This window comes from Burkholderia anthinoferrum, assembly GCF_002925705.1.
Lineage (GTDB): Bacteria > Pseudomonadota > Gammaproteobacteria > Burkholderiales > Burkholderiaceae > Burkholderia > Burkholderia semiarida.
Genome location: NZ_LFZP01000019.1, coordinates 213,210 through 239,670, shown reverse-complemented (window position 1 = coordinate 239,670; position 26,461 = coordinate 213,210). Strand labels below are relative to the sequence as shown.

Annotated in this window: 26 protein-coding genes and 2 pseudogenes; 16 read left to right on the top strand and 12 right to left on the bottom strand. The window is 66.9% G+C overall.

Annotation, left to right across the window (positions count from 1 at the left end):
• Positions 1 to 324: 324 nt before the first annotated feature.
• A pseudogene (locus C5F75_RS37595) lies at positions 325 to 1,836 on the top strand (DNA translocase FtsK); the annotation flags it as partial.
• 121 nt (positions 1,837 to 1,957) lie between these two features.
• Here the strand turns inward: C5F75_RS37595 and C5F75_RS06255 are convergent.
• Positions 1,958 to 3,205 carry a lactonase family protein gene (locus C5F75_RS06255; RefSeq protein WP_104011982.1) on the bottom strand — a complete coding sequence of 416 codons (1,248 nt, stop codon included), beginning with the start codon at positions 3,203 to 3,205 and terminating at the stop codon, positions 1,958 to 1,960.
• A 166-nt stretch (positions 3,206 to 3,371) separates the two neighbouring features.
• Here C5F75_RS06255 and C5F75_RS06245 point away from each other — a divergent pair, with 166 nt between their 5' ends.
• On the top strand, positions 3,372 to 5,201 hold the full coding sequence (locus tag C5F75_RS06245) for a glycoside hydrolase family 15 protein (RefSeq protein ID WP_104011981.1): 1,830 nt from the start codon (positions 3,372 to 3,374) through the stop codon (positions 5,199 to 5,201).
• Between the two features lie 212 nt (positions 5,202 to 5,413).
• Complete coding sequence (locus tag C5F75_RS06235; RefSeq protein WP_059583714.1) at positions 5,414 to 6,907, top strand: polyhydroxyalkanoate depolymerase; 1,494 nt, start codon at positions 5,414 to 5,416, stop codon at positions 6,905 to 6,907.
• 108 nt (positions 6,908 to 7,015) lie between these two features.
• On the opposite strand, the gene C5F75_RS06230 is transcribed toward C5F75_RS06235, so the two are convergent.
• Positions 7,016 to 7,648 carry a TetR family transcriptional regulator gene (locus C5F75_RS06230; protein ID WP_059583716.1) on the bottom strand — a complete coding sequence of 211 codons (633 nt, stop codon included), beginning with the start codon at positions 7,646 to 7,648 and terminating at the stop codon, positions 7,016 to 7,018.
• A 263-nt stretch (positions 7,649 to 7,911) separates the two neighbouring features.
• Here C5F75_RS06230 and rsxB point away from each other — a divergent pair, with 263 nt between their 5' ends.
• Positions 7,912 to 8,802, top strand: coding sequence for an electron transport complex subunit RsxB (rsxB, locus tag C5F75_RS06225; protein WP_104011980.1), 891 nt, complete (start codon positions 7,912 to 7,914; stop codon positions 8,800 to 8,802).
• On the top strand, positions 8,799 to 9,443 hold the full coding sequence (gene nth / locus C5F75_RS06220; protein ID WP_006478196.1) for an endonuclease III: 645 nt from the start codon (positions 8,799 to 8,801) through the stop codon (positions 9,441 to 9,443). The genes rsxB and nth overlap by 4 nt, the downstream gene beginning before the upstream one ends.
• Before the next feature lie 105 nt (positions 9,444 to 9,548).
• On the opposite strand, the gene C5F75_RS06215 is transcribed toward nth, so the two are convergent.
• Positions 9,549 to 10,478 carry a DMT family transporter gene (locus C5F75_RS06215; RefSeq protein WP_060311989.1) on the bottom strand — a complete coding sequence of 310 codons (930 nt, stop codon included), beginning with the start codon at positions 10,476 to 10,478 and terminating at the stop codon, positions 9,549 to 9,551.
• A gap of 193 nt (positions 10,479 to 10,671) precedes the next feature.
• Here C5F75_RS06215 and C5F75_RS06210 point away from each other — a divergent pair, with 193 nt between their 5' ends.
• Complete coding sequence (locus tag C5F75_RS06210) at positions 10,672 to 11,139, top strand: DUF1841 family protein (RefSeq protein WP_371090871.1); 468 nt, start codon at positions 10,672 to 10,674, stop codon at positions 11,137 to 11,139.
• A 110-nt stretch (positions 11,140 to 11,249) separates the two neighbouring features.
• Here C5F75_RS06210 and C5F75_RS06205 read toward each other — a convergent pair whose 3' ends face one another.
• Both C5F75_RS06205 and C5F75_RS06200 read right to left on the bottom strand, forming a co-directional pair.
• Positions 11,250 to 11,609: a c-type cytochrome gene (locus tag C5F75_RS06205; protein ID WP_104011979.1), complete on the bottom strand. Its 360-nt coding sequence runs from the start codon at positions 11,607 to 11,609 to the stop codon at positions 11,250 to 11,252.
• Positions 11,610 to 11,649: 40 nt separating this feature from the next.
• A complete protein-coding gene (locus tag C5F75_RS06200; RefSeq protein WP_006478192.1) occupies positions 11,650 to 12,009 on the bottom strand; it encodes a c-type cytochrome in 360 nt (119 codons plus the stop codon).
• 245 nt (positions 12,010 to 12,254) lie between these two features.
• Here C5F75_RS06200 and C5F75_RS06195 point away from each other — a divergent pair, with 245 nt between their 5' ends.
• The 5 genes from C5F75_RS06195 (at position 12,255) to C5F75_RS06175 (ending at position 17,384) form a co-directional block, all read left to right on the top strand.
• On the top strand, positions 12,255 to 13,097 hold the full coding sequence (locus C5F75_RS06195) for an AAA family ATPase (RefSeq protein WP_104011995.1): 843 nt from the start codon (positions 12,255 to 12,257) through the stop codon (positions 13,095 to 13,097).
• A gap of 21 nt (positions 13,098 to 13,118) precedes the next feature.
• Positions 13,119 to 14,294 carry a vWA domain-containing protein gene (locus C5F75_RS06190; protein WP_060311987.1) on the top strand — a complete coding sequence of 392 codons (1,176 nt, stop codon included), beginning with the start codon at positions 13,119 to 13,121 and terminating at the stop codon, positions 14,292 to 14,294.
• Between the two features lie 55 nt (positions 14,295 to 14,349).
• The gene (locus tag C5F75_RS06185; RefSeq protein WP_099316677.1) at positions 14,350 to 15,561 is read left to right on the top strand and encodes a benzoate/H(+) symporter BenE family transporter; all 1,212 of its coding nucleotides are present in this window, start codon (positions 14,350 to 14,352) and stop codon (positions 15,559 to 15,561) included.
• 168 nt (positions 15,562 to 15,729) lie between these two features.
• The gene (tal, locus tag C5F75_RS06180) at positions 15,730 to 16,683 is read left to right on the top strand and encodes a transaldolase (protein ID WP_059583766.1); all 954 of its coding nucleotides are present in this window, start codon (positions 15,730 to 15,732) and stop codon (positions 16,681 to 16,683) included.
• 245 nt (positions 16,684 to 16,928) lie between these two features.
• On the top strand, positions 16,929 to 17,384 hold the full coding sequence (locus tag C5F75_RS06175) for a VOC family protein (protein ID WP_104011978.1): 456 nt from the start codon (positions 16,929 to 16,931) through the stop codon (positions 17,382 to 17,384).
• A gap of 89 nt (positions 17,385 to 17,473) precedes the next feature.
• On the opposite strand, the gene mctP is transcribed toward C5F75_RS06175, so the two are convergent.
• From mctP to C5F75_RS06160, 3 genes are all read right to left on the bottom strand, one after another.
• Positions 17,474 to 19,024 carry a monocarboxylate uptake permease MctP gene (gene mctP, locus C5F75_RS06170; protein ID WP_060010270.1) on the bottom strand — a complete coding sequence of 517 codons (1,551 nt, stop codon included), beginning with the start codon at positions 19,022 to 19,024 and terminating at the stop codon, positions 17,474 to 17,476.
• Positions 19,021 to 19,263 (bottom strand): DUF3311 domain-containing protein, encoded by a 243-nt coding sequence (locus C5F75_RS06165; RefSeq protein ID WP_006490660.1) that lies wholly within the window; start codon positions 19,261 to 19,263, stop codon positions 19,021 to 19,023. Before C5F75_RS06165 ends, mctP begins: the two co-directional genes overlap by 4 nt.
• 198 nt (positions 19,264 to 19,461) lie before the next feature.
• The gene (locus C5F75_RS06160; protein ID WP_059583726.1) at positions 19,462 to 20,379 is read right to left on the bottom strand and encodes a class I SAM-dependent methyltransferase; all 918 of its coding nucleotides are present in this window, start codon (positions 20,377 to 20,379) and stop codon (positions 19,462 to 19,464) included.
• A 148-nt stretch (positions 20,380 to 20,527) separates the two neighbouring features.
• Between C5F75_RS06160 and C5F75_RS06155 the strand changes: the two genes are divergently transcribed.
• The 3 genes from C5F75_RS06155 to C5F75_RS06145 all read left to right on the top strand — a co-directional run bounded on the left by C5F75_RS06155 (position 20,528) and on the right by C5F75_RS06145 (position 21,711).
• Positions 20,528 to 20,713: a hypothetical protein gene (locus C5F75_RS06155; RefSeq protein WP_104011977.1), complete on the top strand. Its 186-nt coding sequence runs from the start codon at positions 20,528 to 20,530 to the stop codon at positions 20,711 to 20,713.
• 315 nt (positions 20,714 to 21,028) lie between these two features.
• Positions 21,029 to 21,391 (top strand): type II toxin-antitoxin system RelE/ParE family toxin, encoded by a 363-nt coding sequence (locus C5F75_RS06150; protein ID WP_104011976.1) that lies wholly within the window; start codon positions 21,029 to 21,031, stop codon positions 21,389 to 21,391.
• The gene (locus C5F75_RS06145; RefSeq protein ID WP_060966820.1) at positions 21,388 to 21,711 is read left to right on the top strand and encodes a helix-turn-helix domain-containing protein; all 324 of its coding nucleotides are present in this window, start codon (positions 21,388 to 21,390) and stop codon (positions 21,709 to 21,711) included. The genes C5F75_RS06150 and C5F75_RS06145 overlap by 4 nt, the downstream gene beginning before the upstream one ends.
• Positions 21,712 to 21,774: 63 nt before the next feature.
• On the opposite strand, the pseudogene C5F75_RS06140 reads toward C5F75_RS06145, so the two are convergent.
• Positions 21,775 to 22,140 (bottom strand): annotated as a pseudogene (locus C5F75_RS06140) (DNA-deoxyinosine glycosylase); the annotation flags it as partial.
• On the opposite strand from C5F75_RS06140, the gene C5F75_RS06135 reads away from it, so the two are divergent.
• Complete coding sequence (locus tag C5F75_RS06135; protein ID WP_316252110.1) at positions 22,090 to 22,899, top strand: nucleotidyltransferase domain-containing protein; 810 nt, start codon at positions 22,090 to 22,092, stop codon at positions 22,897 to 22,899. The pseudogene C5F75_RS06140 and the gene C5F75_RS06135 sit on opposite strands and share 51 nt — an antisense overlap.
• A gap of 78 nt (positions 22,900 to 22,977) precedes the next feature.
• Complete coding sequence (locus C5F75_RS06130; RefSeq protein ID WP_258048543.1) at positions 22,978 to 23,298, top strand: hypothetical protein; 321 nt, start codon at positions 22,978 to 22,980, stop codon at positions 23,296 to 23,298.
• Between the two features lie 35 nt (positions 23,299 to 23,333).
• Here C5F75_RS06130 and C5F75_RS06125 read toward each other — a convergent pair whose 3' ends face one another.
• From C5F75_RS06125 to htpG, 3 genes are read right to left on the bottom strand one after another with little or no spacing between them, the layout of a single operon-like run.
• Positions 23,334 to 23,810: a DNA-deoxyinosine glycosylase gene (locus C5F75_RS06125; RefSeq protein WP_104011975.1), complete on the bottom strand. Its 477-nt coding sequence runs from the start codon at positions 23,808 to 23,810 to the stop codon at positions 23,334 to 23,336.
• Positions 23,810 to 24,406: a chorismate--pyruvate lyase family protein gene (locus C5F75_RS06120; RefSeq protein WP_104011994.1), complete on the bottom strand. Its 597-nt coding sequence runs from the start codon at positions 24,404 to 24,406 to the stop codon at positions 23,810 to 23,812. The genes C5F75_RS06125 and C5F75_RS06120 overlap by 1 nt, the downstream gene beginning before the upstream one ends.
• Before the next feature lie 8 nt (positions 24,407 to 24,414).
• The gene (gene htpG / locus C5F75_RS06115) at positions 24,415 to 26,313 is read right to left on the bottom strand and encodes a molecular chaperone HtpG (protein WP_059583737.1); all 1,899 of its coding nucleotides are present in this window, start codon (positions 26,311 to 26,313) and stop codon (positions 24,415 to 24,417) included.
• Positions 26,314 to 26,461: the final 148 nt, after the last annotated feature.

Below are 26,461 nucleotides of genomic sequence, written 5' to 3'. Positions count from 1 at the left end.
GGACCGCTGATGTCGATCGATGCGACCGCCGCGACGCAGACCCCGTCGATCGCGTTCGACCCTGCCACGGTCGCAACGCGGACGTTCACGACACCGCCTGCCGCTGGCGCCACGTCGTCGGGCTGGTCCATGTCGCACGACGTGGCCGAGGCGCCGATCACGGCACCGCCGGCAACGGCCCTCCCCGGCGCGAACCTCCCGCCTCCGCCGGCGGCCGTCGTTGCCGCGCCGACACCGCCCACTGTCGCACCGATCGGCGCACCGGCCACCCAGGCGATCGAGGCCACCGAACCGGCCCCGGCCCCCGCCCGTCAGCCGCGCCCGAACGCGTTCGAATTCCACGCACCTGCGTCGTTCAACGTCGAACTGCCGACGCTCGACCTGCTCGAGCCTGCGTCCGACGACGTCGAAACGATCACCGAGGAACACCTCGCGCAAACCGCGCAGGTGATCGAACAGCGACTGCAGGAATTCAAGGTGCCGGTGACGGTGGTCGGCGCATCGGCCGGCCCCGTGATCACGCGCTTCGAGATCGAACCCGCGCTCGGCGTGCGCGGCAGCCAGATCGTCGGGCTGATGAAGGACCTGTCGCGCGGCCTCGGCCTCACGTCGATCCGCGTCGTCGAGACGATCCCCGGCAAGACCTGCATGGGCCTCGAACTGCCGAACGCGAAGCGCCAGATGATCCGCCTGTCGGAGATTCTCGAATCGCGCCAGTACCAGCATTCGCCGTCGCAACTGACGATCGCGATGGGCAAGGACATCACCGGCCACCCGGTCGTCACCGATCTCGCGAAGGCGCCGCACATGCTGGTGGCCGGCACGACGGGTTCGGGCAAGTCGGTCGCGATCAACGCGATGATCCTGTCGCTGCTGTACAAGGCGACGCCGGAAGACGTGCGGCTCATCATGATCGACCCGAAGATGCTCGAGCTGTCGGTCTACGAAGGCATCCCGCACCTGCTCGCGCCGGTCGTCACCGACATGAAGCTCGCGGCGAACGCGCTGAACTGGTGCGTCGGCGAAATGGAGAAACGCTACCGGCTGATGTCGGCCGTCGGCGTGCGCAACCTCGCGGGCTTCAACCAGAAGATCCGCGACGCGCAAGCGAAGGAAAAGAAGATCGGCAACCCGTTCTCGCTGACGCCCGACGATCCGGAGCCGCTGTCGACGCTGCCGCTGATCGTCGTCGTGATCGACGAGCTGGCCGACCTGATGATGGTCGCCGGCAAGAAGATCGAGGAACTGATCGCCCGCCTCGCGCAGAAGGCGCGCGCGGCCGGCATCCACCTGATCCTCGCGACGCAGCGTCCGTCGGTGGACGTGATCACCGGCCTCATCAAGGCGAACATCCCGACGCGCGTCGCGTTCCAGGTATCGTCGAAGATCGATTCGCGCACGATCCTCGACCAGATGGGCGCGGAGTCGCTGCTGGGGATGGGCGACATGCTGTTCCTGCCGCCGGGCACCGGTTATCCGCAGCGCGTGCACGGCGCGTTCGTCGCCGACGAGGAAGTGCACCGGATCGTCGAGTATCTGAAGCAGTTCGGCGAGCCGCAGTACGAGGAAGGCATCCTCGACGGCCCGGCCGCCGACGGCGCGACGCAGGACCTGTTCGGCGACGCGCCGGATGCGGAAGCCGATCCGCTGTACGACGAAGCCGTCGCGTTCGTCGTGCGCACGCGGCGCGCGTCGATCTCGTCGGTGCAGCGGCAATTGCGCATCGGCTACAACCGCGCGGCGCGCCTCGTCGAGCAGATGGAAACGGCGGGCCTCGTGTCGGCGATGGGCATCAACGGCAGCCGCGAGGTGCTCGTGCCGGCCGCGGCCGACTGAGGCCGGCGGCCCGCCGGCCGCGATTCATCGATACAGGCGCGCCGCGCAAGCGGCTGCCCCAAATACGAAGGGCGCTGCATCGGCAGCGCCCTTCTTGCATCGGCCGGGAATCGACCGGGATTTACTGCTCGACCGGCACCAGCTTGAAGTCGACCGGCTTGGCGACCGCGACCTTCTGCGGATTCGCGCCGAGTTGCCCCGTTTCGACATCGCGGCTGAACACGTAGAACGTGTCGCTGTCCTGGTTGCCGACGATCAGCCACTTGCCGGTCGGATCGATCAGGAACTCGCGCGGCGTCTTGCCGAGGCTCGACTGGCGGCCGACGTGCTTGAGCCGGCCGTCGGCCTTGTTCACCGCGTAGATCACGAGGTCGTTCGCGTCGCCGCGGTTGCTCGCGTACAGGAAGCGCCCGTCCGGCGACAGGTGGATCGCGCCGCCGCCGACCTTGCCCTTGAAGCCCGGCGCCGTCATCGGCACCGTCTGGACCGGCGTCAGCTTGCCGTCGTGATAGCCGAACACCTCGACCGACGCGTTGAGCTCGCTCGTCACGTAAGCGAAGCGGCCGTCGGCGCCGAACACCATGTGACGCGGGCCCGAGCCGGCCTTCACCGGCGTGTAGCGCGTGTCGGTCGGGCTGATCAGCCCGCGGCTGCCGTCCACCGTGTAGCGGTAGCCGTAGATCTTGTCCGCGCCGAGATCCTGCACGAACAGGTAGCGGCCGTCCGGCGAAAACACCGTCGAATGCACGTGCGCGCCGTCCTGGCGGCCCTTCACGGGCCCGGTGCCTTCGTGGTGGACGGTCAGCACGGCCTGGCCGGCCGCGCCGTCGTCGCGCAGCGGAAACACCGCGAAGCTGCCGCCCGGGTCGGCCGCGACCGAGTAGTTGGCGGTGACGAGGTACTTGCCGTCCGGCGACAGCGCGAGATAGCAAGGGTCGTTCCCCTCCGACGATACGCGGTCGATGAAGCTGAGTGCGCCCGTCTTCGCGTCGAAGCGGAACGCGCTGACGCCGCCGCGCTGCGTCGCGGGCCCGTCGTCGCCGGGCAGCTCGTTGACCGCGTAGACGGTGCGACCGTCGCGGCTCGGCAACAGATACGACGGATTCACGGTCTTCGCCGACGACACCGGCGCGACGCTGCCCGTCCTGGTGTCGAAGCGGTAAACGTAGATCCCGTCGCTGCCGCCTGCCGTATAGGTGCCGACGAGCAGGTTGTAGACGCCGTCGGCCGGGGCGGACGATTGCTGCGCGAATGCATGGGTCGCGGACAGGGAAAGCACGATCGCGAAACCTTTCATCCAGTGAGCGAACCTAAGCGGGAACCCTCGTGTCGAAGCGCGTGCGTCACGCTCCCGTAAACGGTTGGGCATTGAATCCTCCTTGCATCGAGTCGCTTCAAGTGTTGAGATAGGACGAAACGCCGGCCGTTCATGCGCTCCGCCGCCGGGCCGAGTATACGGGGCGCGGCGCCCGGGCGTGAAGTCCGGGCCGCCGACGTCCGCATTGTGAATTCGAATACCCAAGGATCGCCTGCCCATGCCCGCCCTGATCGAAGACTACGCCCTCGTCGGCGACGGCCACACGGCCGCGCTGATCGCAAAAGACGGCTCCGTCGACTGGCTGTGCTGGCCCCGCTTCGATTCGGGCGCCTGCTTCGCGGCGCTGCTCGGCACGCCCGAGCACGGCCGCTGGCTGCTTGCTCCGGCCGCCGACGCCGCGATCACGCACACGACGCGCCGCTACCGCGGCGACACGCTGATTCTCGAAACCGATTACGAAAGCGCCGACGGCGCCGTCACCGTGATCGACTTCATGCCGCCCGGCAACGGCTGGTCCGAACTGGTGCGGATCGTCGTCGGCCGCCACGGCACGATGAAGATGCGCATGGAGCTCGTGTTGCGCTTCGACTACGGTTTCTCGATTCCGTGGGTGACGCAACTGACCCGCGAGGACGGCATGAAGGCCATCGCCGGCCCCGATACCGTCGTGCTGCGCACGCCGGTGCCGCTCACCGGCAAGAACCTCCATACGCTCGCGGAATTCACGGTCCGCGCCGACGAGCGCGTGCCGTTCTCGCTCGGCTACGCGGCGTCGCACATGCGGCTGCCGCCCGCGCGCGACCCGCTGTCGATGCTCGCGCGCACGGAGAACTATTGGCTCGAATGGTCGGGCCGCTGCCAGGTGCAGGGCCGCTACGCGGCCGCCGTGCGCCGCTCGCTGATCACGCTGAAGGCGCTCGCGTACGAGCCGACCGGCGGTATCGTCGCCGCGCCGACCACGTCGCTGCCCGAGAAGATCGGCGGCAACCGCAACTGGGACTACCGCTACTGCTGGCTGCGCGACGCGACGATCACGCTGCTCGCGCTGATGCGCGGCGGCTACTACGACGAGGCGCGCGCGTGGCGCACGTGGCTCGGCCGCGTGATGGCCGGCTCGCCCGAGCAGATCCAGATCATGTACGGGATCGCCGGCGAGCGCCGGCTGCCGGAAATGGAGCTCGACTGGCTGCCCGGCTACCAGGATTCGCTGCCGGTACGCGTCGGCAACGGCGCCGCGAACCAGCTCCAGCTCGACGTGTTCGGCGAGGTGATGGCCGCGCTGCACCTCGCGCGCGTGGGCGGCCTGCAGGCCGACGACACGGTCTGGTCCGTGCAGTGCGCGCTGCTCGACCATCTCGAGAAGATCTGGCAGGAGCCCGACGAAGGGATCTGGGAAACGCGCGGCGGCCGCCGCCATTTCACGTTCTCGAAGGTGATGGCGTGGGTCGCGTTCGACCGCGCGATCAAGTCGGCGGAAATGTTCCGGTTGCCCGGCTCGCTCGACCGCTGGCGCGCGCTGCGCGAGCGCATCCACGCGGACGTCTGCACGAACGCCTGGCACGAAGGCAAGCAGGCGTTCGCGCAGAGCTACGGCAGCGACGAGCTCGACGCGAGCGTGCTGCTGCTGCCGCAGCTCGGCTTCCTGCCGCCGGAAGATCCGCGCATCGTCGGCACGGTCGATGCGATCGAACGGGAATTGCTGCACGACGGGCTCGTGATGCGCTACCGCACGACCGAATACGACGACGGCCTGCCGCCCGGCGAAGGCACGTTTCTCGCGTGCAGCTTCTGGCTGGTCGACAGCTACGCGCTGCTCGGCCGGATCGACGACGCGCATCGGCTGTTCAGCCGGCTGCTCGCGCTGTCGAACGACCTCGGGCTGCTCGCGGAGGAATACGACCCGGTGGCCGGCCGGCTCGTCGGCAACTTCCCGCAGGCGTTCTCGCACGTGGCGCTCGTGCATACCGCGATGAATCTGATGCACCACGAAGACGCGATGGCGCGCGCGGCCGGCCAGCCCGCGCCGGCCGTGGCCACCGGCCGCTGAGCGGCGGCCGGGAAGCCTTGTTCAGAGATCGTCAATTCGCAAAACTTTGATGAAAACCCGAGGAAATGTTGCATTGCAACACCGATCGTTGTCCGATATGATCGACACGATTGTCCGGCTGCATTGCAACATGGCCGGTCGCTGACCCACACGGCACGCCGCGACGCCCCACGCCGCCCTTGCGCACCGTCCCCCACGCGGGAGTAGTCTGCATGCTTTACCAATTGCACGAATTCCAGCGGGCCATGCTGAGCCCGCTCACGGCCTGGGCCCAGGCCGCGTCGAAGTCGTTCGCGAATCCGTCGAGCCCGTTCTCGCTGATGCCCGGCGCACCGCGGATGGCGGCCGCCTATGAGCTGATGTATCGGCTCGGCAAGGACTACGAAAAGCCGGAATTCAACATTCACCAGATCGTCAAGGACGGCCACAACATCCCGATCGTCGAGCAGACGATCATCGAGAAGCCGTTCTGCCGGTTGTTGCGCTTCAAGCGCTATTCGGACGACGCCGACGCCGTCACGCAACTGAAGGACGAACCGGTCGTGCTGGTCTGCGCGCCGCTGTCGGGCCACCACTCGACGCTGCTGCGCGACACGGTGCGCACGCTGCTGCAGGATCACAAGGTCTACATCACCGACTGGATCGACGCGCGGATGGTGCCGGTCGAGGTCGGCCCGTTCCACCTGCACGACTACATCGCGTACATCCAGGAATTCATCCGTCACATCGGCGCGCGCAACCTGCACGTGATCTCGGTATGCCAGCCGACGGTGCCCGTGCTCGCGGCGATTTCGCTGATGGCGAGCCGCGGCGAGGACACGCCGCTCACGATGACGATGATGGGCGGCCCGATCGACGCGCGCCGCAGCCCCACTTCCGTGAACTCGCTCGCGACGCAGCACTCGACCTCGTGGTTCGAGAACAACGTGATCCACACGGTGCCCGCGAACTATCCGGGCGAAGGCCGCCAGGTCTATCCGGGCTTCCTTCAGCACACGGGCTTCGTCGCGATGAACCCGGAGCGGCACGCGCAATCGCATTGGGATTTCTACCAGAGCCTGCTGCGCGGCGACGAGGACGACGCCGAAGCGCACCGCCGCTTCTACGACGAGTACAACGCGGTGCTCGACATGGCCGCCGAGTATTACCTCGAGACGATCCGCGTCGTGTTCCAGGAATTCCGGCTCGCGGAAGGCACGTGGGACGTCGAGGGCGAGCGTGTGCGGCCGCAGGACATCAAGCACACCGCACTGATGACGATCGAGGGCGAACTCGACGACATCTCGGGTAGCGGCCAGACGCACGTCGCGCACGAGCTGTGCACGGGCATCCCGCAAGACGATCGCCGCAGCCTGACCGCCGAGAAGTGCGGCCACTACGGGATCTTCTCGGGCCGCCGCTGGCGCACGATCATCTACCCGCAATTGCGCGACTTCATTCGCGAGCATGCGCCGGAGCCGAAGAACGGCGCGGCGAAGTTGCCGGTCGATGCGCAGGATGCGACCGCGATCGGCGTCGTGCCGGCCGCCAAGCCGGAGCCGGAACCGGAAACGGCGGTGCGCGCCACCGCCGCCAAACGCACGCGCGGCACGCGCGCGAAGGCGCCGGCCGTGACGGTCGCGCCCGCCGCCAAGGCCGCGCCGGCCGCGAAACGCGCGGCAGGCAGCCCGCGCACCAAAGCCATGCGAGCCCGCAAGGCCGCCTGACACACCGCGCTCCGACGCAAAAACGCCGCCGTAGCTTGCGCACGGCGGCGTTTTCTTATCCGGGCGCGGCCGCGAACCAGCGGCGCACCGGCTCCTCCATGCGTCGCGTCAGCGCCGCAGCAGATACGCGAGCAGCACCTCGGTGTTCATCCGGACCATCTCCGCGCGCTCGTCGGTATCGGTGAAGTCGCGGCCGAGCGTCGCGGCGAGCGTGAAGCGGTTCGACACGATGTAGTAGCCGAGCCCCGACAGCGTCACGTAGAAGCGCAGCGGATCGACGTCGCTGCGGAACAGCCCGGCCTTCTGGCCGCGCATCAGCACGTTGCCGAGCTTCGCGACGATCGGCGACATCATCTCGCGGATCCGCGTCGACTTGTGCAGATAGCGCGCTTCGTGCAGGTTCTCGTTGTTGATGAGCCTCAGCAGCTCCGGATGGTCGCGGTAGTAATCCCACACGAAATGCGCGAGCCGCGTGACGGCTTCGACCGGCGCGACGCCATCGAGATCCAGCACGCGCTCGGCCTCCGTCAGCGCGGAGAACGCGTGTTCGAGCACGGCGGTGAAGAGCTGCTCCTTGCTGCCGAAGTAGTAATAGAGCATGCGCTCGTTCGTTTCGGCCCGGCGCGCGATCTGATCGACGCGCGCGCCGAACAGCCCTCCATTCGCGAACTCTTCGGCAGCCGCCATCAGGATGCGGCGGCGCGTACCTTCAGGATCTCTTTTGATTTTTGGCTGATTCATGGTGGCGTTTTGCTATGTGAGCCGCTTGATCCGGACCGGCACCCCCACCGCCTCGGCGCCGGCCGCCCTGGAACGGGCGCGCCGCGGGCGGCCACCCTCCTGCTGAGCCCCTGCAAAAAAGCGGTTCGATTATGCGCATAGACGGCGTCCAGCGCAATGCGGGAAATCGGCGATAATCGAGCTTTGGCAAACCTTTCCGGCCGCGCCCGACGCGGCCGAGAGCCATTCGGCGCCGCGGCGCCCGTTGTCAGCCTGTTGTCACCGTGACCGATTCCAAAACACTCGCGGATCGCATCGAAGATCTGCTTCCCCAGACGCAATGCACGAAGTGCGGCTATAACGGCTGCCGTCCGTACGCCGAGGCGATCGCCGCCGGCGACGCGAACTACAACCAGTGCCCGCCCGGCGGCGCCGAAGGCATCGCGCGCCTCGCGCGCCTGCTCGGCAAGCCGGTGATTCCGCTGAACCCCGTGAACGGCAGCGAACATCCGCGCGCGGTCGCGTTCATCGACGAAAACCTGTGCATCGGCTGCACGCTGTGCATGCAGGCGTGCCCGGTCGACGCGATCGTCGGTGCGCCGAAGCAGATGCACACGATCGTCGCGTCGCTGTGCACCGGTTGCGACCTGTGCGTGCCGCCGTGCCCGGTCGACTGCATCGCGATGCTGCCGGTGACCGGCGATCGCACGGGCTGGGATGCGTGGTCGCAGGAGCAGGCCGACGCCGCGCGCGAGCGCCACGATCTGCGGCTCGCGCGCCAGCGTCGCGAGCGCGAGGCCGCCGAAGCGCGCGCCGCGGCCCGCCGCGCCGCGAGTACCGCGAAGCCGGCCGCGAAACCCTCCGCCGTGCAGCCAGGCGCGCCGGCCGCCGCACCGGCCGACGACGCCGAAGCGAAGAAACGCGCGATCATCGCCGCCGCGCTCGAACGCGCGCGCAAAAAGAAGGAAGAACTGTCCGGGCAAGGCGCCGGGCCGAAGAACACCGAAGGCGTGAGCGCGGCCGTCCAGGCGCAGATCGACGCGGCCGAGGCCCGCCGCAAGCGGCTCGCCGAACAGCAGGCGCAGCGCGACGCCGATGCCGCGTCGGGCGGCGGCGACCACGACAACGACGATCCGGACGGCCCGTCCACGCCGCCCGACCAGAACGCTCCATGAACGCCAGCAAACGACGCGCGATCTACGAAACGCTGCAGAGCCTCAATCCGCATCCGACCACCGAGCTCGAATACTCGACGCCGTTCGAACTGCTGATCGCCGTGATGCTGTCCGCGCAGGCGACCGACGTGTCGGTCAACAAGGCGATGCGGAAAATGTTTCCGGTCGCGAATACCCCGCGACAAATCGTCGCGCTTGGCGAGGAAGGCGTCACCGAGTACATCAAGACGATCGGCCTCTATCGCACCAAGGCGAAGAACGTCGTCGCGACGTGCCGGATCCTGCTCGAGCGCTACGACGGCGAGGTGCCGGCCGATCGCGAAGCGCTCGAAGGCTTGCCGGGCGTCGGCCGCAAGACCGCGAACGTCGTGCTGAACACCGCGTTCGGCCAGCCGACGATCGCGGTCGACACGCATATCTTCCGCGTCGCGAATCGCACCGGGCTCGCGCCGGGCAAGGACGTGCGGGCCGTCGAAGCCGCGCTCGAGAAGTTCACGCCGAAGGAATTCCTGCAGGATGCGCATCACTGGCTGATCCTGCACGGGCGCTACGTGTGCAAGGCCCGCCGGCCCGAATGCTGGCACTGCGCGATCGAACCGCTGTGCGAATTCCGGCCGAAGACGCCGCCGCCCAACGAGTGAGCATCAGCCGCGGCTGACGTATCGACGCGCCGCGCCGGCCGCCCGGGCCACGCGCGACAACCGGCCGGCGTCGCCGCGGCGCCGGCGGCGTGCCCCCCTTCCCGACTACGCGTTGGACGTCGCCGTCGCGTCGTCGGCGGCCGCGCCGCCCGCACGCACGAGCGCCAGCACGGCCGCCAGGATCGCGACACCGCCGGCCCACTGCAGCGGCGACAACGCTTCCCCGAACAGCAGCGCCGCGAGCGCGACCGTCACGACCGGTTCGAGCGTCGACAGCATCGACGTGCGCGCGGCCCCGAGCCGCTCGAGCCCGGCGAAGAACGCGAGCATGGCCGCCACCGTCGACACCAGCGCGATCGCGAGCATCGATGCCCAGCCGCCGGCCGTCGCGGGCCACCGCGGCGGCGCGCCGAACGCCGCCGTTCGCACGACGGCGATCGCGACGAGCGTCGCGGTGGCCGACAGGCAGATGATCGCGGTGGTCGCGAGCGGATCGACGCCGCGCGTCGCCTTGGTGCCGCCGACGATGTACAGCGAGTAGATCACCGCGGCGGCCAGCGCGAGCGCGATCCCGAGCGGCTCGCCGTGCCCGCCGCCGACCATCAGCGCCGAACCCGCGACGCACAGCACCAGCGCGACGGCCTTCGCGCGCGTCAGCCGCTCGCCGAGCCACCACGCGGCCAGCAGCGTGACGAACGCCGGATACAGGTACAGCAGTAGCGCGACGAGGCTCGCCTGCGCGTGCTGCAGCGCGCTGAAATAGCAGAACGACTGCCCGACGTAGCCGAGCGCGCCCATCGCGACGAGCGGCACGAGCGCGCGGCCGCGCGGCCATGCGACGCCGCGCTGCCGCGCGATGGCGGCGAGCACCGCGCCGCCGATCGCGAAGCGCACGATCAGCAGCCCGAGCACGTCGACGCCGGCCGCGTACGCATAGCGGCCGAAAATCGCCATCGCGCCGAACGCGGCGGCGGACAACGCGACGTAGAGCGCGCCCTGCAGGGCGGCGGACGATGAGCGGACGGTGGCGGTCATGGTCAAAGCGGGCGAGCAAGGCGCCGTGGCGGGAATCGTCGGAGTGTAGCGGCGCGGCGGCGGCGAGCCTAGCCCGCGCTTACCCGTTGCGCGACGGGCGGCCGCAACGACCCGCGCCGTGCCGCGCGCCTCCAGCCGCCCGAGGCCACCGCCAGCGCCGTCCGCCGCGCCGGCGTACAATGCCCGACGCGGCATGACGCCGCCCGAATCACGACGTTTTCCCACCATGTTCAATCCAAGCCGCGACGACGTGCGTCGCTTTTTCACCGAGACCTGGCGCAAACAGCGCGCGGGCGAGATCCTGACGCCGCTGGAAGCGATCGCAGCCGACTGGATCGTCGAGCATCCCGAATACCACGACGAACTGGCCGACGCCGACGGCGCGGCGGCGCGCAACTACACGCCCGAGGAAGGCCGCACGAACCCGTTCCTGCACCTGTCGATGCACCTCGCGATCAGCGAGCAGTTGTCGATCGACCAGCCGCCCGGCATCCGCGCCGCGCACGACAAGCTGGCCGCGAAGCTCGACTCGACCCACGATGCGCAGCACGCGATCATGGAATGCCTCGGCGAGACGATCTGGGAGGCGCAGCGGACGAACACACCGCCCGATACCGACGCGTACCTGCAGCGCATCCTGCGCCGCGCGTCGCGCGACTGAGCGGCCCGGCCGGCACCCCGGCCTGCGCCGGCGGCCCCGTGGAGCGGGCAAAAAAATACCCCGCCGAGGCGGGGCATGCTTGCTGCGCGAGCCCGTGAGGCCCGTCGCGCTTACTTCTTGAATACGAGGTCGGTTTCCTTCAGCGACTCGATGTAGGACGCGATGTCCTTCATGTCGCTGACCGACAGGTTCTGGACCTGCGCCTGCATGATCGCGTTGTTGCGACCGAGCAGCGGGTTCGTCAGCCCCATCTGGTACTGGCGCATCGCCCACACGAGATAGTCGGCGTGCTGGCCGGCCAGACGCGGGTACTCCGCGTTGATCGGCTTGTTCAGTTGCGCGCCGTGGCAGGCCGCGCAGTTGTGCGATTCGACCAGTTCCTTGCCCTTCGAGATGTCCGCGGCGTGGGCGGTACCGATCGCGAGGCCGGCCACCAGTGCAACCGCCGCCGTCTTGAATGCGTTGTTCATGAATGCTCCTGTCCCGCCGGAGAGATCGGCGGCGCGCGCTTTACTTGTAGGGGTTGTCCTTCGTGTCGGCCTTCTGGGCGGCGTAGTACGCCGACAGATCCGCGATGTCCTGGTCGGTCAGCGAGCCGGCGATCGCATTCATCGACGGGAAGTGACGATCCTTCTTGCGGTAGGCCTTCAGCGCGTTCTCGAGGTATTGCTGGTTCTGGCCGCCGAGGACAGGCACCCGGTAGACCTCCGGGTACGCCGCGCGGTAGTCCTGGATGCCGTGGCAACCGATGCACATGGCGGCCTTGCTCGCCCCGTCCTTCGGGTTGCCGACCACACCGGCCGCCTGCGCGCTGCCCGCGAGCGCCACGAGCGCTGCGACAACGACGTGTTTGCCGACGAATTTGTTCATAGCTCTTGTAACCTAGCTTGAGGGGAAACTGGCGCCGAAGCGGCAACGGCCCGCGCCGTTTTGCTTGTCGGTCGCCACGCAGGCCAAAAAAAACGGCCAGATTGTACCGCGTCGGCGGGGAACGCGTCCATACGGCGCCCCCGGCTCGCCCCGCCGCAGCCCCGCAACGATACGCGGGCGCGGCCCGCCCGCACAGCCCTTCTGACTTATACTGGGTTTTTTTCCCGATGAAGAAGAGCGCCGCCATGCGTTTCGAAGGGTCCTCGCACTACGTCGCCACCGACGATCTGAAGCTCGCGGTCAATGCCGCGCTGACGCTGCAACGCCCGCTGCTGATCAAGGGCGAGCCCGGCACCGGCAAGACCATGCTCGCCGAGGAAGTGGCCGCCGCGCTCGACATGCCGCTGCTGCAGTGGCACATCAAGTCGACCACCAAGGCGCAGCAGGGCCTGTACGAATACGACGCCGTATCGCGGCTGCGCGATTCGCAGCTCGGCGACGCGCGCGTGAAGGACATCGCGAACTACATCGTCAAGGGCGTGCTGTGGCAGGCGTTCGACGCCGAGCGCCCGAGCGTGCTGCTGATCGACGAAATCGACAAGGCCGACATCGAATTCCCGAACGACCTGCTGCGCGAGCTCGACCGGATGGAATTCCACGTGTACGAGACGCGCGAGACGATCCGCGCGAAGCACCGCCCGCTCGTCATCATCACGTCGAACAACGAGAAGGAGCTGCCCGACGCGTTCCTGCGCCGCTGCTTCTTCCACTACATCCAGTTTCCGGACCCGTCGACGATGCAGAAGATCGTCGCGGTGCACTTCCCGAACATCCGCGAGGAACTGCTGCGCGCGGCGCTCGAGAGCTTCTTCGAGTTGCGCGGCGTGTCGGGCCTGAAGAAGAAGCCGTCGACGTCCGAGCTGCTCGACTGGCTGAAGCTGCTGCTCGCCGAGAACATCCCGGCCGACGCGCTGCGCGGCGCGGACGCGAAGCAGATCGTGCCGCCGCTCGCGGGCGCGCTGCTGAAGAACGAGCAGGATCTGAGCCTGCTCGAACGGCTCGTCTACATGAACCGGCACAACCGGTAACCCACCCGCGAAGGCCCGGCCATGCTGCTCAATTTCTTCTACGCGCTGCGCGCAGCCAAGCTGCCCGTCTCGGTGAAGGAATACCTGACGCTGCTCGAAGCGCTGAAGGCCGGGCTGATCTCGCCGTCGATCGACGCGTTCTACTTCCTCGCGCGGATGACGCTCGTCAAGGACGAGCAATATTTCGACAAGTTCGACCAGGCGTTCGGCGCGTATTTCCACGGCGTGTCCGCCCTGCCGTCCGAGGCGTTCGACATCCCGCTCGACTGGCTCGAGAAGCGCCTCGAGCGCGAGCTGTCGGCCGAGGAGAAGGCGCAGATCGACGCGATGGGCGGCCTCGACAAGCTGATGGAGCGTTTGAAGGCGCTGCTCGACGAGCAGAAGGAACGCCACGAAGGCGGCAACAAGTGGATCGGCACGGGCGGCACGTCGCCGTTCGGGCACGGCGGCTACAACCCGGAAGGCGTGCGCATCGGCGGCCCGTCGAACGGCAACCGCACCGCGGTGAAGGTGTGGGAGGCGCGCGCCTACCGCGACTACGACGATTCGGTCGAGATCGGCACGCGCAACATCAAGGTCGCGCTGCGGCGGCTGCGCCGCTTCGCGCGCGAAGGCGCGGCCGAGGAGCTCGACCTGCCCGGCACGATCCGCAGCACGGCCGCGAACGCCGGCTGGCTCGATCTGCGGATGGTGCCCGAGCGCCACAACAACGTGAAGGTGCTGATGCTGCTCGACGTCGGCGGGTCGATGGACGACCACATCAAGCGCACCGAAGAGCTGTTCTCGGCCGCGAAGGCCGAGTTCAAGCACCTCGAATTCTTCTACTTCCACAACTGCGTGTACGACCACCTGTGGAAGAACAATCGCCGCCGTCACTCGGAGCGCACCGCGACGTGGGACGTGCTGCACAAGTTCACGCCCGACTACAAGCTGATCTTCGTCGGCGACGCGACGATGAGCCCGTACGAGGTGCTGCAGCCCGGCGGCTCGGTCGAATACAACAACCCGGAAGCCGGCGCCGTGTGGCTGCGCCGTCTCGCCGACCAGTTCCCCCACCATGCATGGCTGAACCCGGAGCCCGAGCGGCTATGGGAATACCGGCAATCGATCGCGATCATTCGCGACGTGCTCGGCCAGCGCATGTATCCGCTCACGCTCGCGGGCCTCGAAACCGCGATGCGCGCACTCAGCAAGTAACGACACCCACCCGCAGATACCCAGGCCGCGTCCGAGCGGCCGCCCCGGAGAGAGCATGAACCTTTCGCCCACCGCGAGCGCCAGCCGCGCCGGCGGCCGCCGCTTTTTCGCCGATACGTCCGTGTCCGCGCTCGTCGCCGGCTTCGTCGCGATGATGACCGGCTACACGAGCTCGCTCGTGCTGATGTTCCAGGCCGGCCGCGCCGCCCACCTCACCGACGCGCAGATCTCGTCGTGGATCTGGGCGCTGTCGATCGGCATGGCGCTGACGACCATCGGCCTGTCGCTGCGCTTTCGCGCGCCCGTCGTCGTCGCGTGGTCGACGCCCGGCGCCGCGCTGCTGATCGCGTCGCTGCCCGGCGTGCCCTACCGCGAGGCGATCGGCGCGTTCGTCGTGTGCGCGTTGCTGCTGACGGCCGTCGGCGTGAGCGGGCTGTTCGACACGCTGATGAAGCGGATTCCGGCCGGCATCGCGGCCGCGCTGCTCGCGGGCATCCTGTTCGAGATCGGCATCGAGATCTTCCGCGCCGCGCAGTTCCAGACCGCGCTCGTGCTCGCGATGTTCTTCACCTACCTGATCGTCAAGCGGCTCGCGCCGCGCTATGCGATTCCGACGACGCTGATCGTCGGCACGGCGGTGGCCGGCGGCCTCGGGCTGCTCGACTTCAGCCGCTTCCACATCGCGCTCGCGCAGCCCGTGTTCACGATGCCCGCGTTCTCGATCGCGTCGATCGTCAGCATCGGCATTCCGCTGTTCGTCGTCGCGATGGCGTCGCAGAACGTGCCGGGCATCGCGGTGCTGCGCGCGGACGGCTATTCGACGCCGTCGTCGCCGCTGATCGCGACGACCGGCCTCGCGTCGCTGCTGCTCGCGCCGTTCGGCTCGCACGGCGTGAACCTCGCGGCGATCACGGCCGCCATCTGCACGGGCCCGGAAGCGCACGAGGATCACGCGAAGCGCTACACGGCCGCCGTGTGGTGCGGCACGTTCTACCTGATCGCCGGCGTCTTCGGCGCGACGATCGCCGCGCTGTTCGCGGCGCTGCCGAAGGCGCTCGTCGTGTCGGTCGCGGCGCTCGCGCTGTTCGGCTCGATCATGAGCGGGCTCGCGAACGCGATGCAGGACGTGAAGCAGCGCGAAGCGGCGCTCGTCACGTTCATGGTCACGGCTTCGGGCCTCACGCTGCTGTCGATCGGCTCCGCGTTCTGGGGGCTCGTCGCGGGCGTCGTCACGCAGGTGATCCTGAACGCGCGGCGCCCCGCGTGACGCGGCTCGCAGCCTGCCGCGGCGCGCGCCCGGCACGCCAAAACGTGCCCGACACGAATCGGGCCTAAAATGATGGATCGGAAGCGGCGCCCGGCGCCGCTTCGCTTCGCCGCCGCGCTCGCGCGGCCCGTGAGAACCCGGCGCCCCGCGCTCTTCTTCCGAATCGCCATGACTACCGCACTCGACCAGCTGAAGCAGTACACGACCGTCGTCGCCGACACGGGCGACTTCCAGCAGCTTGCGCAATACAAGCCGCAGGACGCGACCACGAACCCGTCGCTGATCCTGAAGGCCGTCCAGAAGGATGCGTACAAGCCGATCCTCGAGAAAACCGTCCGCGATCACCGCAACGAAAGCACCGATTTCATCATCGACCGCCTGCTGATCGCATTCGGCACCGAAATCCTGAAGCTGATCCCGGGCCGCGTGTCGACCGAGGTCGACGCACGCCTGTCGTTCGACACGCAGCGCTCGATCGACAAGGGTCGCGAGCTCATCAAGCTGTACGAAGCGGCCGGCGTCGGCCGCGAGCGCATCCTGATCAAGCTCGCGTCGACGTGGGAAGGCATCCGCGCGGCCGAGGTGCTGCAGAAGGAAGGGATCAAGTGCAACATGACCCTGCTTTTCTCGCTCGTGCAGGCCGCCGCGTGCGCGGAAGCCGGCGCGCAACTGATCTCGCCGTTCGTCGGCCGCATCTACGACTGGTACAAGAAGCAGGCCGGCGCGGAATGGAATGAAGCGAAGGACGGCGGCGCGAACGATCCGGGCGTGCAATCGGTGCGCCGCATCTATACGTACTACAAGACGTTCGGCTACAAGACCGAAGTGATGGGCGCGAGCTTCCGCACGACGAGCCAGATCACCGAGCTCGCCGGCTGCGACCTGCTGACGATCAGTCCCGATTTGCTGCAGAAGCTGCAGGAGAGCAACGAGACGGTCGCCCGCAAGCTGTCGCCGGACACGCTGCAGGACAAGCCGTCCGAGCGCGTCGCGATCGACGAGGCATCGTTCCGCTTCCAGTTGAACGACGAAGCGATGGCGACCGAAAAACTCGCCGAAGGCATCCGCGTGTTCGCCGCCGACGCGGTGAAGCTCGAGAAGCTGATCGACGCGCTGCGCTGAACCGCGCGTGCGTGACGGCTGTCGGTTGATCTGTCAGCAAGACTGACAACAGCCGTCAACAGACACGACGAACGGCCGCGAACTGCATGTTCGCGGCCGTTTTTATTTTTCATTCCATCGTCGAGCACGCGCACTACAATCCACGTCACGAGTGCGGCGGCCGCATCCCGTCGCGCCCGTCCCGGTCAATCCCCGCAGTACCCGAGCCGGCGCCGATCCGCCTGCCCGACCCACAGGAGACAACGATGCAAGTTCAACCGTACCTGACGTTCTACGGTCGTGCCGACGAAGCCCTTCAGTTCTACGAAAAGGCGCTCGGCGCGAAGACGGTGTTCAAGATGCACTTCAAGGACGCACCGCCGAATCCCGATTACCCGATGTCGCCGGAGATGGCCGACAAGGTGATGCACGCGAGCTTCACGATCGGCGACTCGATGATCATGTGCTCGGACGGGGACTGCAGCCAGCCGGCCGGCGCCGCGCATGCCGGCTACTCGCTGTCGCTGAACCCGGCGACGGTCGACGAAGGCCTGAAGCTGTTCAATGCGCTCGCGGACGGCGGCGAAGTGACGATGCCGTTCGGCAAGACGTTCTGGGCGCTCGGCTTCGGGATGGCGAAGGATCGTTTCGGCGTGCACTGGATGGTCAACGTCGAGGACCTGTCGCAGCGCGAGGAACTCGCGAAACGCGCACAAGGCTGACGCAAGAACGAACGCCCGCCACCTCCCGGTGGCGGGCGTTTTCGTTGCCGCGCGGCGCGAGCGCGGCACGCCGCCGCGCTCGGCCCGCATCAACCCTCGACGACGTCGAGATAATCCTCCGGCCGCGTGCGATCCTCCGCATGCGCCATGCCGATCGCGCGCACCAGCACGCTCACGACCACCGACACCACCAGGTTCACGACCAGCGACCACACGGCCGCGTAGCCGGGAATCGCGAGGCCGAACAGGTGGATCGTGAAGATCGAACTCGCCAGCTTCAGCGAGATCGCCATCCACGTGCCGCAGACGATGCCGGCCGCCCAGCCGGCGAGCAGCCCGCGATGGTCGAGCACGCGCGTGTACAGGCCGAGCACGATCGCCGGCAGCGTCTGGATGATCCAGATCCCGCCGAGCAGTTGCAGCTGGATCGCATAGGTCAGCGGCAATCCGAGAATGAACGCCACCGCGCCCACCTTCACGATCAGCGACACGAGCTTCGCGACGTGCGTTTCCTGGTCGTGCGACATGTTGCGGTTCACGAACTCGCGGTGGATGTTGCGCGTGTACAGGTTCGCGGCCGCGATCGACATGATCGCCGCCGGCACCAGCGCGCCGATGCCGATCGCCGCGAACGCGACGCCGACGAACCACGACGGGAAGTACTCGAGGAATAGCGCGGGCACCGCGAAGTTCGGGCCGAACGCCTTGAAGTACGGCGCGTATTGCGGCATGTCCTTCACGCCGGAGGCGAGCGCCATGTAGCCGAGCAGCGCGAGCAGGCCGAGCACGAACGAGTATGCGGGCAGCATCGCCATGTTGCGGCGGATCGAGTTGCCCGACGACGACGACAGGATCGCCGTGACCGAGTGCGGATACAGGAACAGCGCGAGCGCCGAGCCGACCGCGAGCGTCGCGTACGCGCTGTAGCCGTTCAGGCTCGCCGCGTCGGGCGCCTTCAGCAGCAGCTTCGCGGGCGGCACCGCGGAAAAGATGTGCCCGAAGCCGCCGAGCTTCGCGGGAATCACGATGACGGCGGCCGCGATCGTGATGTAGATCAGTACGTCCTTCACGATCGCGATCATCGCGGGCGCGCGCAGCCCCGACGTGTACGTGTACGCGGCGAGGATCGCGAACGCGATGATCAGCGGCAGGTCGCCGACGAAGCCGGTCGTGTCGAAACCGAGCGCGCCGATCACCACCTCGATGCCGACGAGCTGCAGCGCGATGTACGGCATCGTCGCGAGGATGCCCGTCACCGCGATCGCGAGCGCGAGCATCCGGCTGCCGTAGCGCGCGTTGACGAAATCGGCGGCCGTCACGTAGCCGTGCCGCTTCGCGATGCTCCACAGCTTCGGGAACACGACGAACGCGAACGGATAGATCAGGATCGTGTACGGCAGCGCGAAGAAGCCCATCGCGCCGGCGCCGAACACGAGCGCGGGCACCGCGACGAACGTATAGGCCGTGTAGAGATCGCCGCCGAGCAGGAACCACGTGACGATCGTGCCGAAGCGGCGTCCGCCGAGGCCCCATTCGTCGAGATGGGCGAGATCGCCGCGCCGCCAGTTCGCGGCCAGGAAACCGATGATCGTGACGCCGATGAACAGCAGGACGAAGACGAAGGTCGCGCCGAGATTCATTGCGCACCTCCTTGCGTGCCGCTCGCCTTCCACGCGTTCTTGGTCTTGAAGTACACGAACGCGGTGATCACCGCGCTGATGAAGACCCAAAGCAACTGGTACCAGTAGAAAAACGGAAAACCGAGCCATTGCGGCTCGATCTTGCTGTACGACGGCACCCAGACCATCGCGATCAGCGGCAGTACCAGCAGCCAGAGCCAGCGCTTGGCGGCCCGGTTGGCGTCGGCATCGTGAGCCATGACGTCTCCTCTTCTATCCCGGTTATCGATCTTGTTGAGCGGGTACGGCGCCGAGAGGAGCGGCAACACGGGTAGGCTGCGGCTCCCCTGGCTTCGCGCCAGTATAGGAGCCGCGAGCACGCGGTCAAGCGGGGGCGAACCCGAGGTGATCCGCCCCTTGTCGCGTGGCTGCACCGGCCCGCGCCGGTGCCTCCGGCGTCAGATCGCGAACGACGTGTCGCGTGCGCCGGTCGTTGCTTTCAAAGCTTTCACCCACTTGCGCGCGGGCAGCTTCAGCGTGTCCTCGATCAGCTTCGCGCGGGCGTCGAGCTGCGCGAACGGCACGTCGAGCGCCGGGCCCGAGAACGCGATCGCGATCCGGTTGCCGTCGTGCACTTCCGGCAGCGCGATCACGCGGTGATCGAACGCCGCGTTCAGGTGCTTCATGTTGCGCACGAAGCTCGGGTGATCGCCGAACAGGTTGATCGTCGCGATGCCGGCATCGGCCAGACAGCCGCGCACCGCGCGGTAGAACGCGACGCTGTCGAGCACGGGGCCGCGCGCGGTCGCGTCGTACAGGTCGATCTGGATCGCGCCGGTCGTGCCGCGGTTGGCCGCATCGTTGACGAAATCCCATGCGTCGGCTTCGTGCACGACGAGGCGTGCGTCGTCGGGCGGCAGCGCGAACATCGTGCGCGCGGCGACGATCACGGCCGGGTTCAGCTCGACGGCCTCGACCTTCGCGTGCGGCAGGAAACGATGCGCGAACTTCGTCAGCGCGCCGGTGCCGAGCCCGAGCTGGACGATCCGCTCGGGCGTTTCGAGGAACAGCAGCCACGCCATCATCTGCTGCGCGTATTCGAGCTCGATATGCAGCGGCTTCGAGATCCGCATCGCGCCCTGCACCCACTCGGTGCCGAAGTGCAGGAAGCGCACGCCGCCTTCTTCGGAGAACGTAACGGGCGCGAAGCGCGGCTTGCGCGGCGCTTCGAGCACCGGCACGTCGTCGTGTTCGTCGATGTCCGGGCGGCGCTTCACGCGCGGCGGCTGGAGTTTTTCGGAGCCGTTGTACGCGGACGGCTGGCGTTGCTTGAACGCGCGCGCCTCGGCGGACGCACGCTTGATCAGTCGGGTCATGATGGTTGAATCTCGCTGGGTGATGCTGGGTGATGCTGGATGAGCGGACGAGAGGATAGCATTGGTGGGGGTCAGGGCCGCCGGTGGCGAGAGCGGTCGGTCGACTGGCCATTCGGGCGACTTGCAGGCGACATGGGCGTACGGGATAATGTATCGCAATTGCGATGCAAAAGAGACCATCGCGATCGGCGTCATCGCGAGTGCCTGGCTCGTGCCGCCGCATCGGTCGCCGGTGGTGTACGCCACCTGCCTCGTGGTGCTGGTCGCGCTGCTGACTGCGGTGTGCTGGCTCAAGGGCGAGCAGCCCCGCTGGCGATGGGGCAACGACGACTGAGCGTCGACGCGACACGCAAGCCCATGCGTCGCGGTTCGTCAGCCACGCCCTTCCTTCCGCCATCGATGCGCCGCGACGGCGCTCTGTCGAACGGCTGAATTGTCTCGACTCTCCACGCGACGCAACAATGTGAAGCAACGGCCGCCCGGCCGGGCGTTCACATCGCATTTCCCGTCGGCAGCATCCGATTGCTGAACCGCCACCGCCCGTCGGTGGCCACTTCTCGCCTGCCCGCTCCTGACACCGCATTCGAACGGCCGCGCCGAATGCCTGCGCGGCCCTTGAAAATATACCCAAATAGGGATAAATTCATCGATGGATCCATACATCAAACCGCTGTACTGGCTCGGTTCGGCGCGCAAGGATTTGAAGGTCATGCCCGAAACCGTGCAGGACACGTTCGGCTATGCGCTGTATCTCGCGCAGACAGGGCGCAAGCACGATCAGGCCGAGCCCTTGACGGGATTCGGCTCGGCCGGCGTGCTGGAGATCGTGGAATCGGAAGACAACGGCACGTACCGCGCGGTCTACACGGTGAAGCTTGGAAACAGCGTCTACGTGCTGCACTGTTTCCAGAAGAAATCGCCGAGCGGCATCGCGACACCGAAGCCGGACAACGATCTGATCCGCGCGCGTCTGAAAGCAGCCGAAGCACACGCAACAGGAGAAAGGCGATGATCGAAATCGAACAGGGCAGCGGGAACGTCTACGCGGACCTGGGCATGCGCGATGCCGATGAAATGCGGGTGAAGGCCCAACTCGCCGCGAAGATCGCGGAAATCATCAAGGCACGCCAATGGACGCAGCAGCACGCGGCCCGGCTGCTCGGCATCACGCAGCCGAAGCTGTCGAACATGCTGCGCGGGCAGTTTCGCGGCGTGAGCGAAACGAAGATGCTCGAATGCCTGGCGAAGCTCGGACGCGACGTGCGGATCGTCGTCGGGCCCGACCGTCGGTCGGAAGCCGAAGGGCACATCGAAGTCGTATTCGCCACCTGACGACAGCGTCGTTTCGATCGCTCCGATGCGCGGGCCGTCCAGGCTACCGGCAGCGCCGGCCGATCAAAGCACGATTCGCCGCCAGTGTTCGAGCTTCTGCTCGAACGACAGCATCGCGTTCGCCGGGCTCGACGAAGGCAGCACGAGCGTCTCGTACCCGGCCCGGCCGATCACGTCGGCGAACCGCCCGGCCGTCTTGCCGTTGAAGCACACGCGCTTGAGCAACGGCGCATGCGCGCGCAGCGAATCGAAGTCGTTCGGCTTCGCGTTCCTGATCGCGGAATCCAGACTGCCCTGGCGATGGCACGCATCGAGGACGTCCCAGATGCCGATGCCGTGCGACAGCACGCGCTCGAGCCGCGCGTCGTACGGCAGTTCATGCAGCGTCGGTTCGCCGAGCACCGCGCCGAGCAGCCGCCAGAACTGGTTGGTATTTTGGTCAATTTGACATCTGGCCCATCACGGCTCGCCGTGGCCATCACCAACGTCTCGCGATATCCCTGCTATCTAGATCCGCCGAAACAGTCGCTCATCGAGCTAAAATTTGGCTCGATCGTGCTAAATTCTGGCTCGATCGTGCTATTCTCACGGCTTATGACAAAGCTCGGCGACGCCCTCTTTTCCAGTGCACAGCAACCCATTCTGGCCTGCCTGTTTGGGCAGCCCGAACAGTGGTTTCACGTCAAGGAGTTGATCCGGCTGACCAGTCTCGGTAGTGCCAGCGTCCAGCGTGAACTGAATCGTCTCGAAAAAGGTGGCCTCATCGAAACCAGACGCATCGCCAATCTCAAACAGGTGCGAGCGTTCGCCGGCAGCCCCATTTTCAGCGAGCTGCGTCTCATCATCCTCAAAACCTTCGGGGTCGTCGAAGTGCTCCGCGAAGCGCTGTCACCGCTGACCTCAGAGATACAACTCGCCTTTGTATACGGTTCGGTTGCCCAAGGCAGCGACCATGCCGGTAGCGACGTCGATGTTATGTTGGTCAGTGAGACGCTCAGCTATGGACAAATCATGGCCGCACTCGAATCGGCTGAAAGACAGCTCGGCCGCTCGGTCCAGATCACACAATACACTCACGAGGAATTTCTCGAACGGAAACGCAAAAGTCATCCGTTCCTCGCGGAAGTGCTGCGCCAACCGAAGCTGATGATTATAGGAACCGAGGACGACATTGACCGCATTGGATAACCTCGTACGCATCGGAAAACTCAAACCCCTTCCGGCGAACCGCGGCGAATTCGAGCATCTGCTCGGCTCGCTCGGACCTTGCTCGATACCGTCACAAGCAGCAACGGAATGGCAACGGAGAGCCAGTTCATCCTCGCCTACGATGCCGCTCACGCCGCGTTACGGGCTCACGGATACCGGAGCGACGAGCGATATCTGGTCTTTCAGTGTCTCGAACACACGATCGGCTGGCCGACCGAAAAATGGCGCGTGCTCGATACCTGCCATCGCAGGCGCAATGCGGCCGAATACGAGGGCAACATAGATCTTCCAGCGAGTCTGACCGCCGAGTTGGTTCGGCTCACTGCTGAACTCATTGAAACCGTATCTCTACTCGACCACCTGCTGCCGTCCACCTGATACTGCTTCACGGGATACTCTGAATCCAACGAGTTTCAGGGACGAATCCCGCGCCACTGCTCCAGCTTCTGCTCGAACGACAGCATCGCATTCGCCGGGCTCGACGAAGGCAGCACGAGCGTCTCGTACCCGGCCTGGCCGATCACGTCGGCGAACCGCCCGGCCGTCTTGCCGTTGAAGCACACGCGCTTGAGCAACGGCGCATGCGCGCGCAGCGAATCGAAGTCGTTCGGCTTCGCGTTCCTGATCGCGGAATCCAGACTGCCCTGGCGATGGCACGCATCGAGGACGTCCCAGATGCCGATGCCGTGCGACAGCACGCGCTCGAGCCGCGCGTCGTACGGCAGTTCATGCAGCGTCGGTTCGCCGAGCACCGCGCCGAGCAGCCGCCAGAACTGGTTGCGCGGATGCGCGTAATACTGCGCGGCGTCGAGCGACGCCTCGCCCGGAAAACTGCCGAGGATCATCGTGTGCGTATTCGCCGCGACGACCGGCGGAAAGCCTTGCAGCATCACGCGTCTCCGTACGACCCGACGGATCGCGGCCCGTCGCCGTGCGCGGCGAGATGGCACCACAGCGCCGGCAACATGCACTCGGTCACCATCAGCGGCTTGCCGTGACGCTGGAACACCGAGCGCCGCGCAACAAACGCATGCGGCGCGCGCGCACCCTGCAATGCATGGCTCGCGAGCGCATACAACGGATGACCGGCGATCACGCGCCGGCTGACGAGCGCCGAGCGCTCGACCTGCGGATCGCTGTACAGCAGTTCCGCGAGCGGCCGCGTGCGCAGCCGCCGCATGGCCTGCCACACACCCTTGCTGGCCGCGAGCGGCGCGATGCTGTGCGCGGCGACGTACGGCGTGCCGTCGACCGACAGGATCACCTCGCGCACCCACATCGGCGCGCGCGGCGAACTGGCGAGCGCGTCCGGCTCGTCGAACCACGGACAGTCGACGGCCTCGCGCGTCACGCGCACGTTCACGCGGCCGAGCCGCGCGAGATGCGCGGTCAGCGATCCGCCGCGCGTCAGCCAGTCGCGCTGGTCGAGCGTGCAGCCAGGCCGCGGCGTCTCGCGCCAGCCGGCCTGCGCGCCGTCGAATCGCATGCGCGCGTTCACGCGGCGCGCGACAGCAGCAGCGCGTTGGTCCGCTTCACGAAGCTCGCCGGATCGTCGAGCATGCCGCCTTCGGCCAGCAGCGCCTGATCGAACAGCAGATGGCACCAGTCGCCGAAATCGGCGCTGTCGGCATTCAACTGCTTCACGAGCGCGTGCTCCGGGTTGATCTCGAGGATCGGCTGCATCGCCGGCGCGTTCTGGCCGGCCGCCTTCAGCATCCGCTGCAGGTAGCCGCTCATGTCGTTGTCGTCCGCGACGAGGCACGACGGCGAATCGGTCAGGCGGAACGTGACGCGCACTTCCTTCACCTTGTCGCCGAGCGCTTCCTTCATCTTCTCGACGACCGGCTTGATCGCCTCGCCGGCCTGCTCCTGCGCCTTCTTCTCCTCGTCGTTCAGCTCGCCGAGATCGAGATCGCCGCGGGCCACGCTCGCGAGCGGCTTGCCGTCGAACTCATGCAGGAACGACAGCATCCATTCGTCGACGCGGTCGGTCAGCAGCAGCACCTCGACGCCCTTCTTGCGGAACACTTCCAGATGCGGGCTGTTCTTCGCGGCCTGCCACGTATCGGCGGTCACGTAGTAGATCTTGCTCTGCTCGGGCTTCATGCGCGACACGTAGTCGGCGAGCGACACGTCCTGCGCGTCGGTGTCGCCGTGCGTCGACGCGAAGCGCAGCAGCTTCGCGATGCGCTCGCGGTTCGCGTGATCCTCGCCGACGCCTTCCTTCAGCACCTGGCCGAACGCGCGCCAGAACGTCTTGTACTTCTCCTTGCCGGCGTCGTCTTCCGCGTTCGCGAGTTCCTCGAGCATCGACAGCGCGCGCTTGGTCACGCCTTCGCGGATCGCCTTCACGTCGCGGCTTTCCTGCAGGATCTCGCGCGACACGTTCAGCGGCAGGTCGGCCGAATCGACGACGCCCTTCACGAATCGCAGATATTGCGGCAGCAGCTGCTCGGCGTCGTCCATGATGAACACGCGCTTCACGTACAGCTTCAGGCCGCCGCGATAGTCGCGGTTCCACAGGTCGAACGGCGCGCGCGCCGGCACGAACAGCAGTTGCGTGTATTCGCTGCGGCCCTCGACGCGGTTGTGCGTCCACGTGAGCGGATCCTGGTGGTCGTGCGCGATGTGCTGGTAGAACTGCGTGTACTGCTCGTCGGTGACGTCGCTCTTCGAACGCGTCCACAGCGCGCTCGCCTGGTTGACGGTTTCGTCCTCGTCCTTCAGGACCATCTCGCCCTTTTCCTGATCCCACTCTTCCTTGCGCATCAGGATCGGCAGCGCGATGTGGTCGGAGTACTTCTGGATGATCGACTTCAGGCGGTGCGACGACAGCAGGTCGTCCTCGCCTTCGCGCAGGTGCAGCGTGATCGTCGTGCCGCGCTGCGCGCGCTCGATCGCGTCGATCGTGAAATCGCCCTCGCCGGCGCTTTCCCAGCGCACGGCCTCGTTCGCCGGCAGGCCGGCGCGGCGCGTTTCGACGGTGATCTTGTCCGCGACGATGAAGCCCGAGTAGAAGCCGACGCCGAACTGGCCGATGAGCGCCGCGTCCTTCTGCTGGTCGCCCGACAGCTTCGTGAAGAATTCCTTGGTGCCCGAACGCGCGATCGTGCCGAGGTTCGCGATCGCCTCGTCGCGGCTCATGCCGATGCCGTTGTCGTCGATCGTGATCGTGCGCGCGGCCTTGTCGAAGCCGATGCGGATGCGCAGGTTCGGATCGTTCTCGTACAGCGCGTTGTCCGCGAGCGCTTCGAAACGCAGCTTGTCGGCCGCGTCGGACGCGTTCGACACCAGTTCGCGCAGGAAGATTTCCTTGTTGCTGTAGAGCGAATGAATCATCAGGTGGAGGAGTTGCTTGACCTCTGCCTGAAAGCTCATCGTTTCGTGTGCCATGGATGCTGTTTCCTCTTACTTGAACGGGAAAGGGGTGACGCCGGCGCCCGGCGCGCGATGCCGGCGGACCCATGAAGGACGACCGCCTGGCGCCAGCGGTTTGCGCGCGTATCTGGGGACGGCACGCGGCATTTCAAGAGCCGGCCTG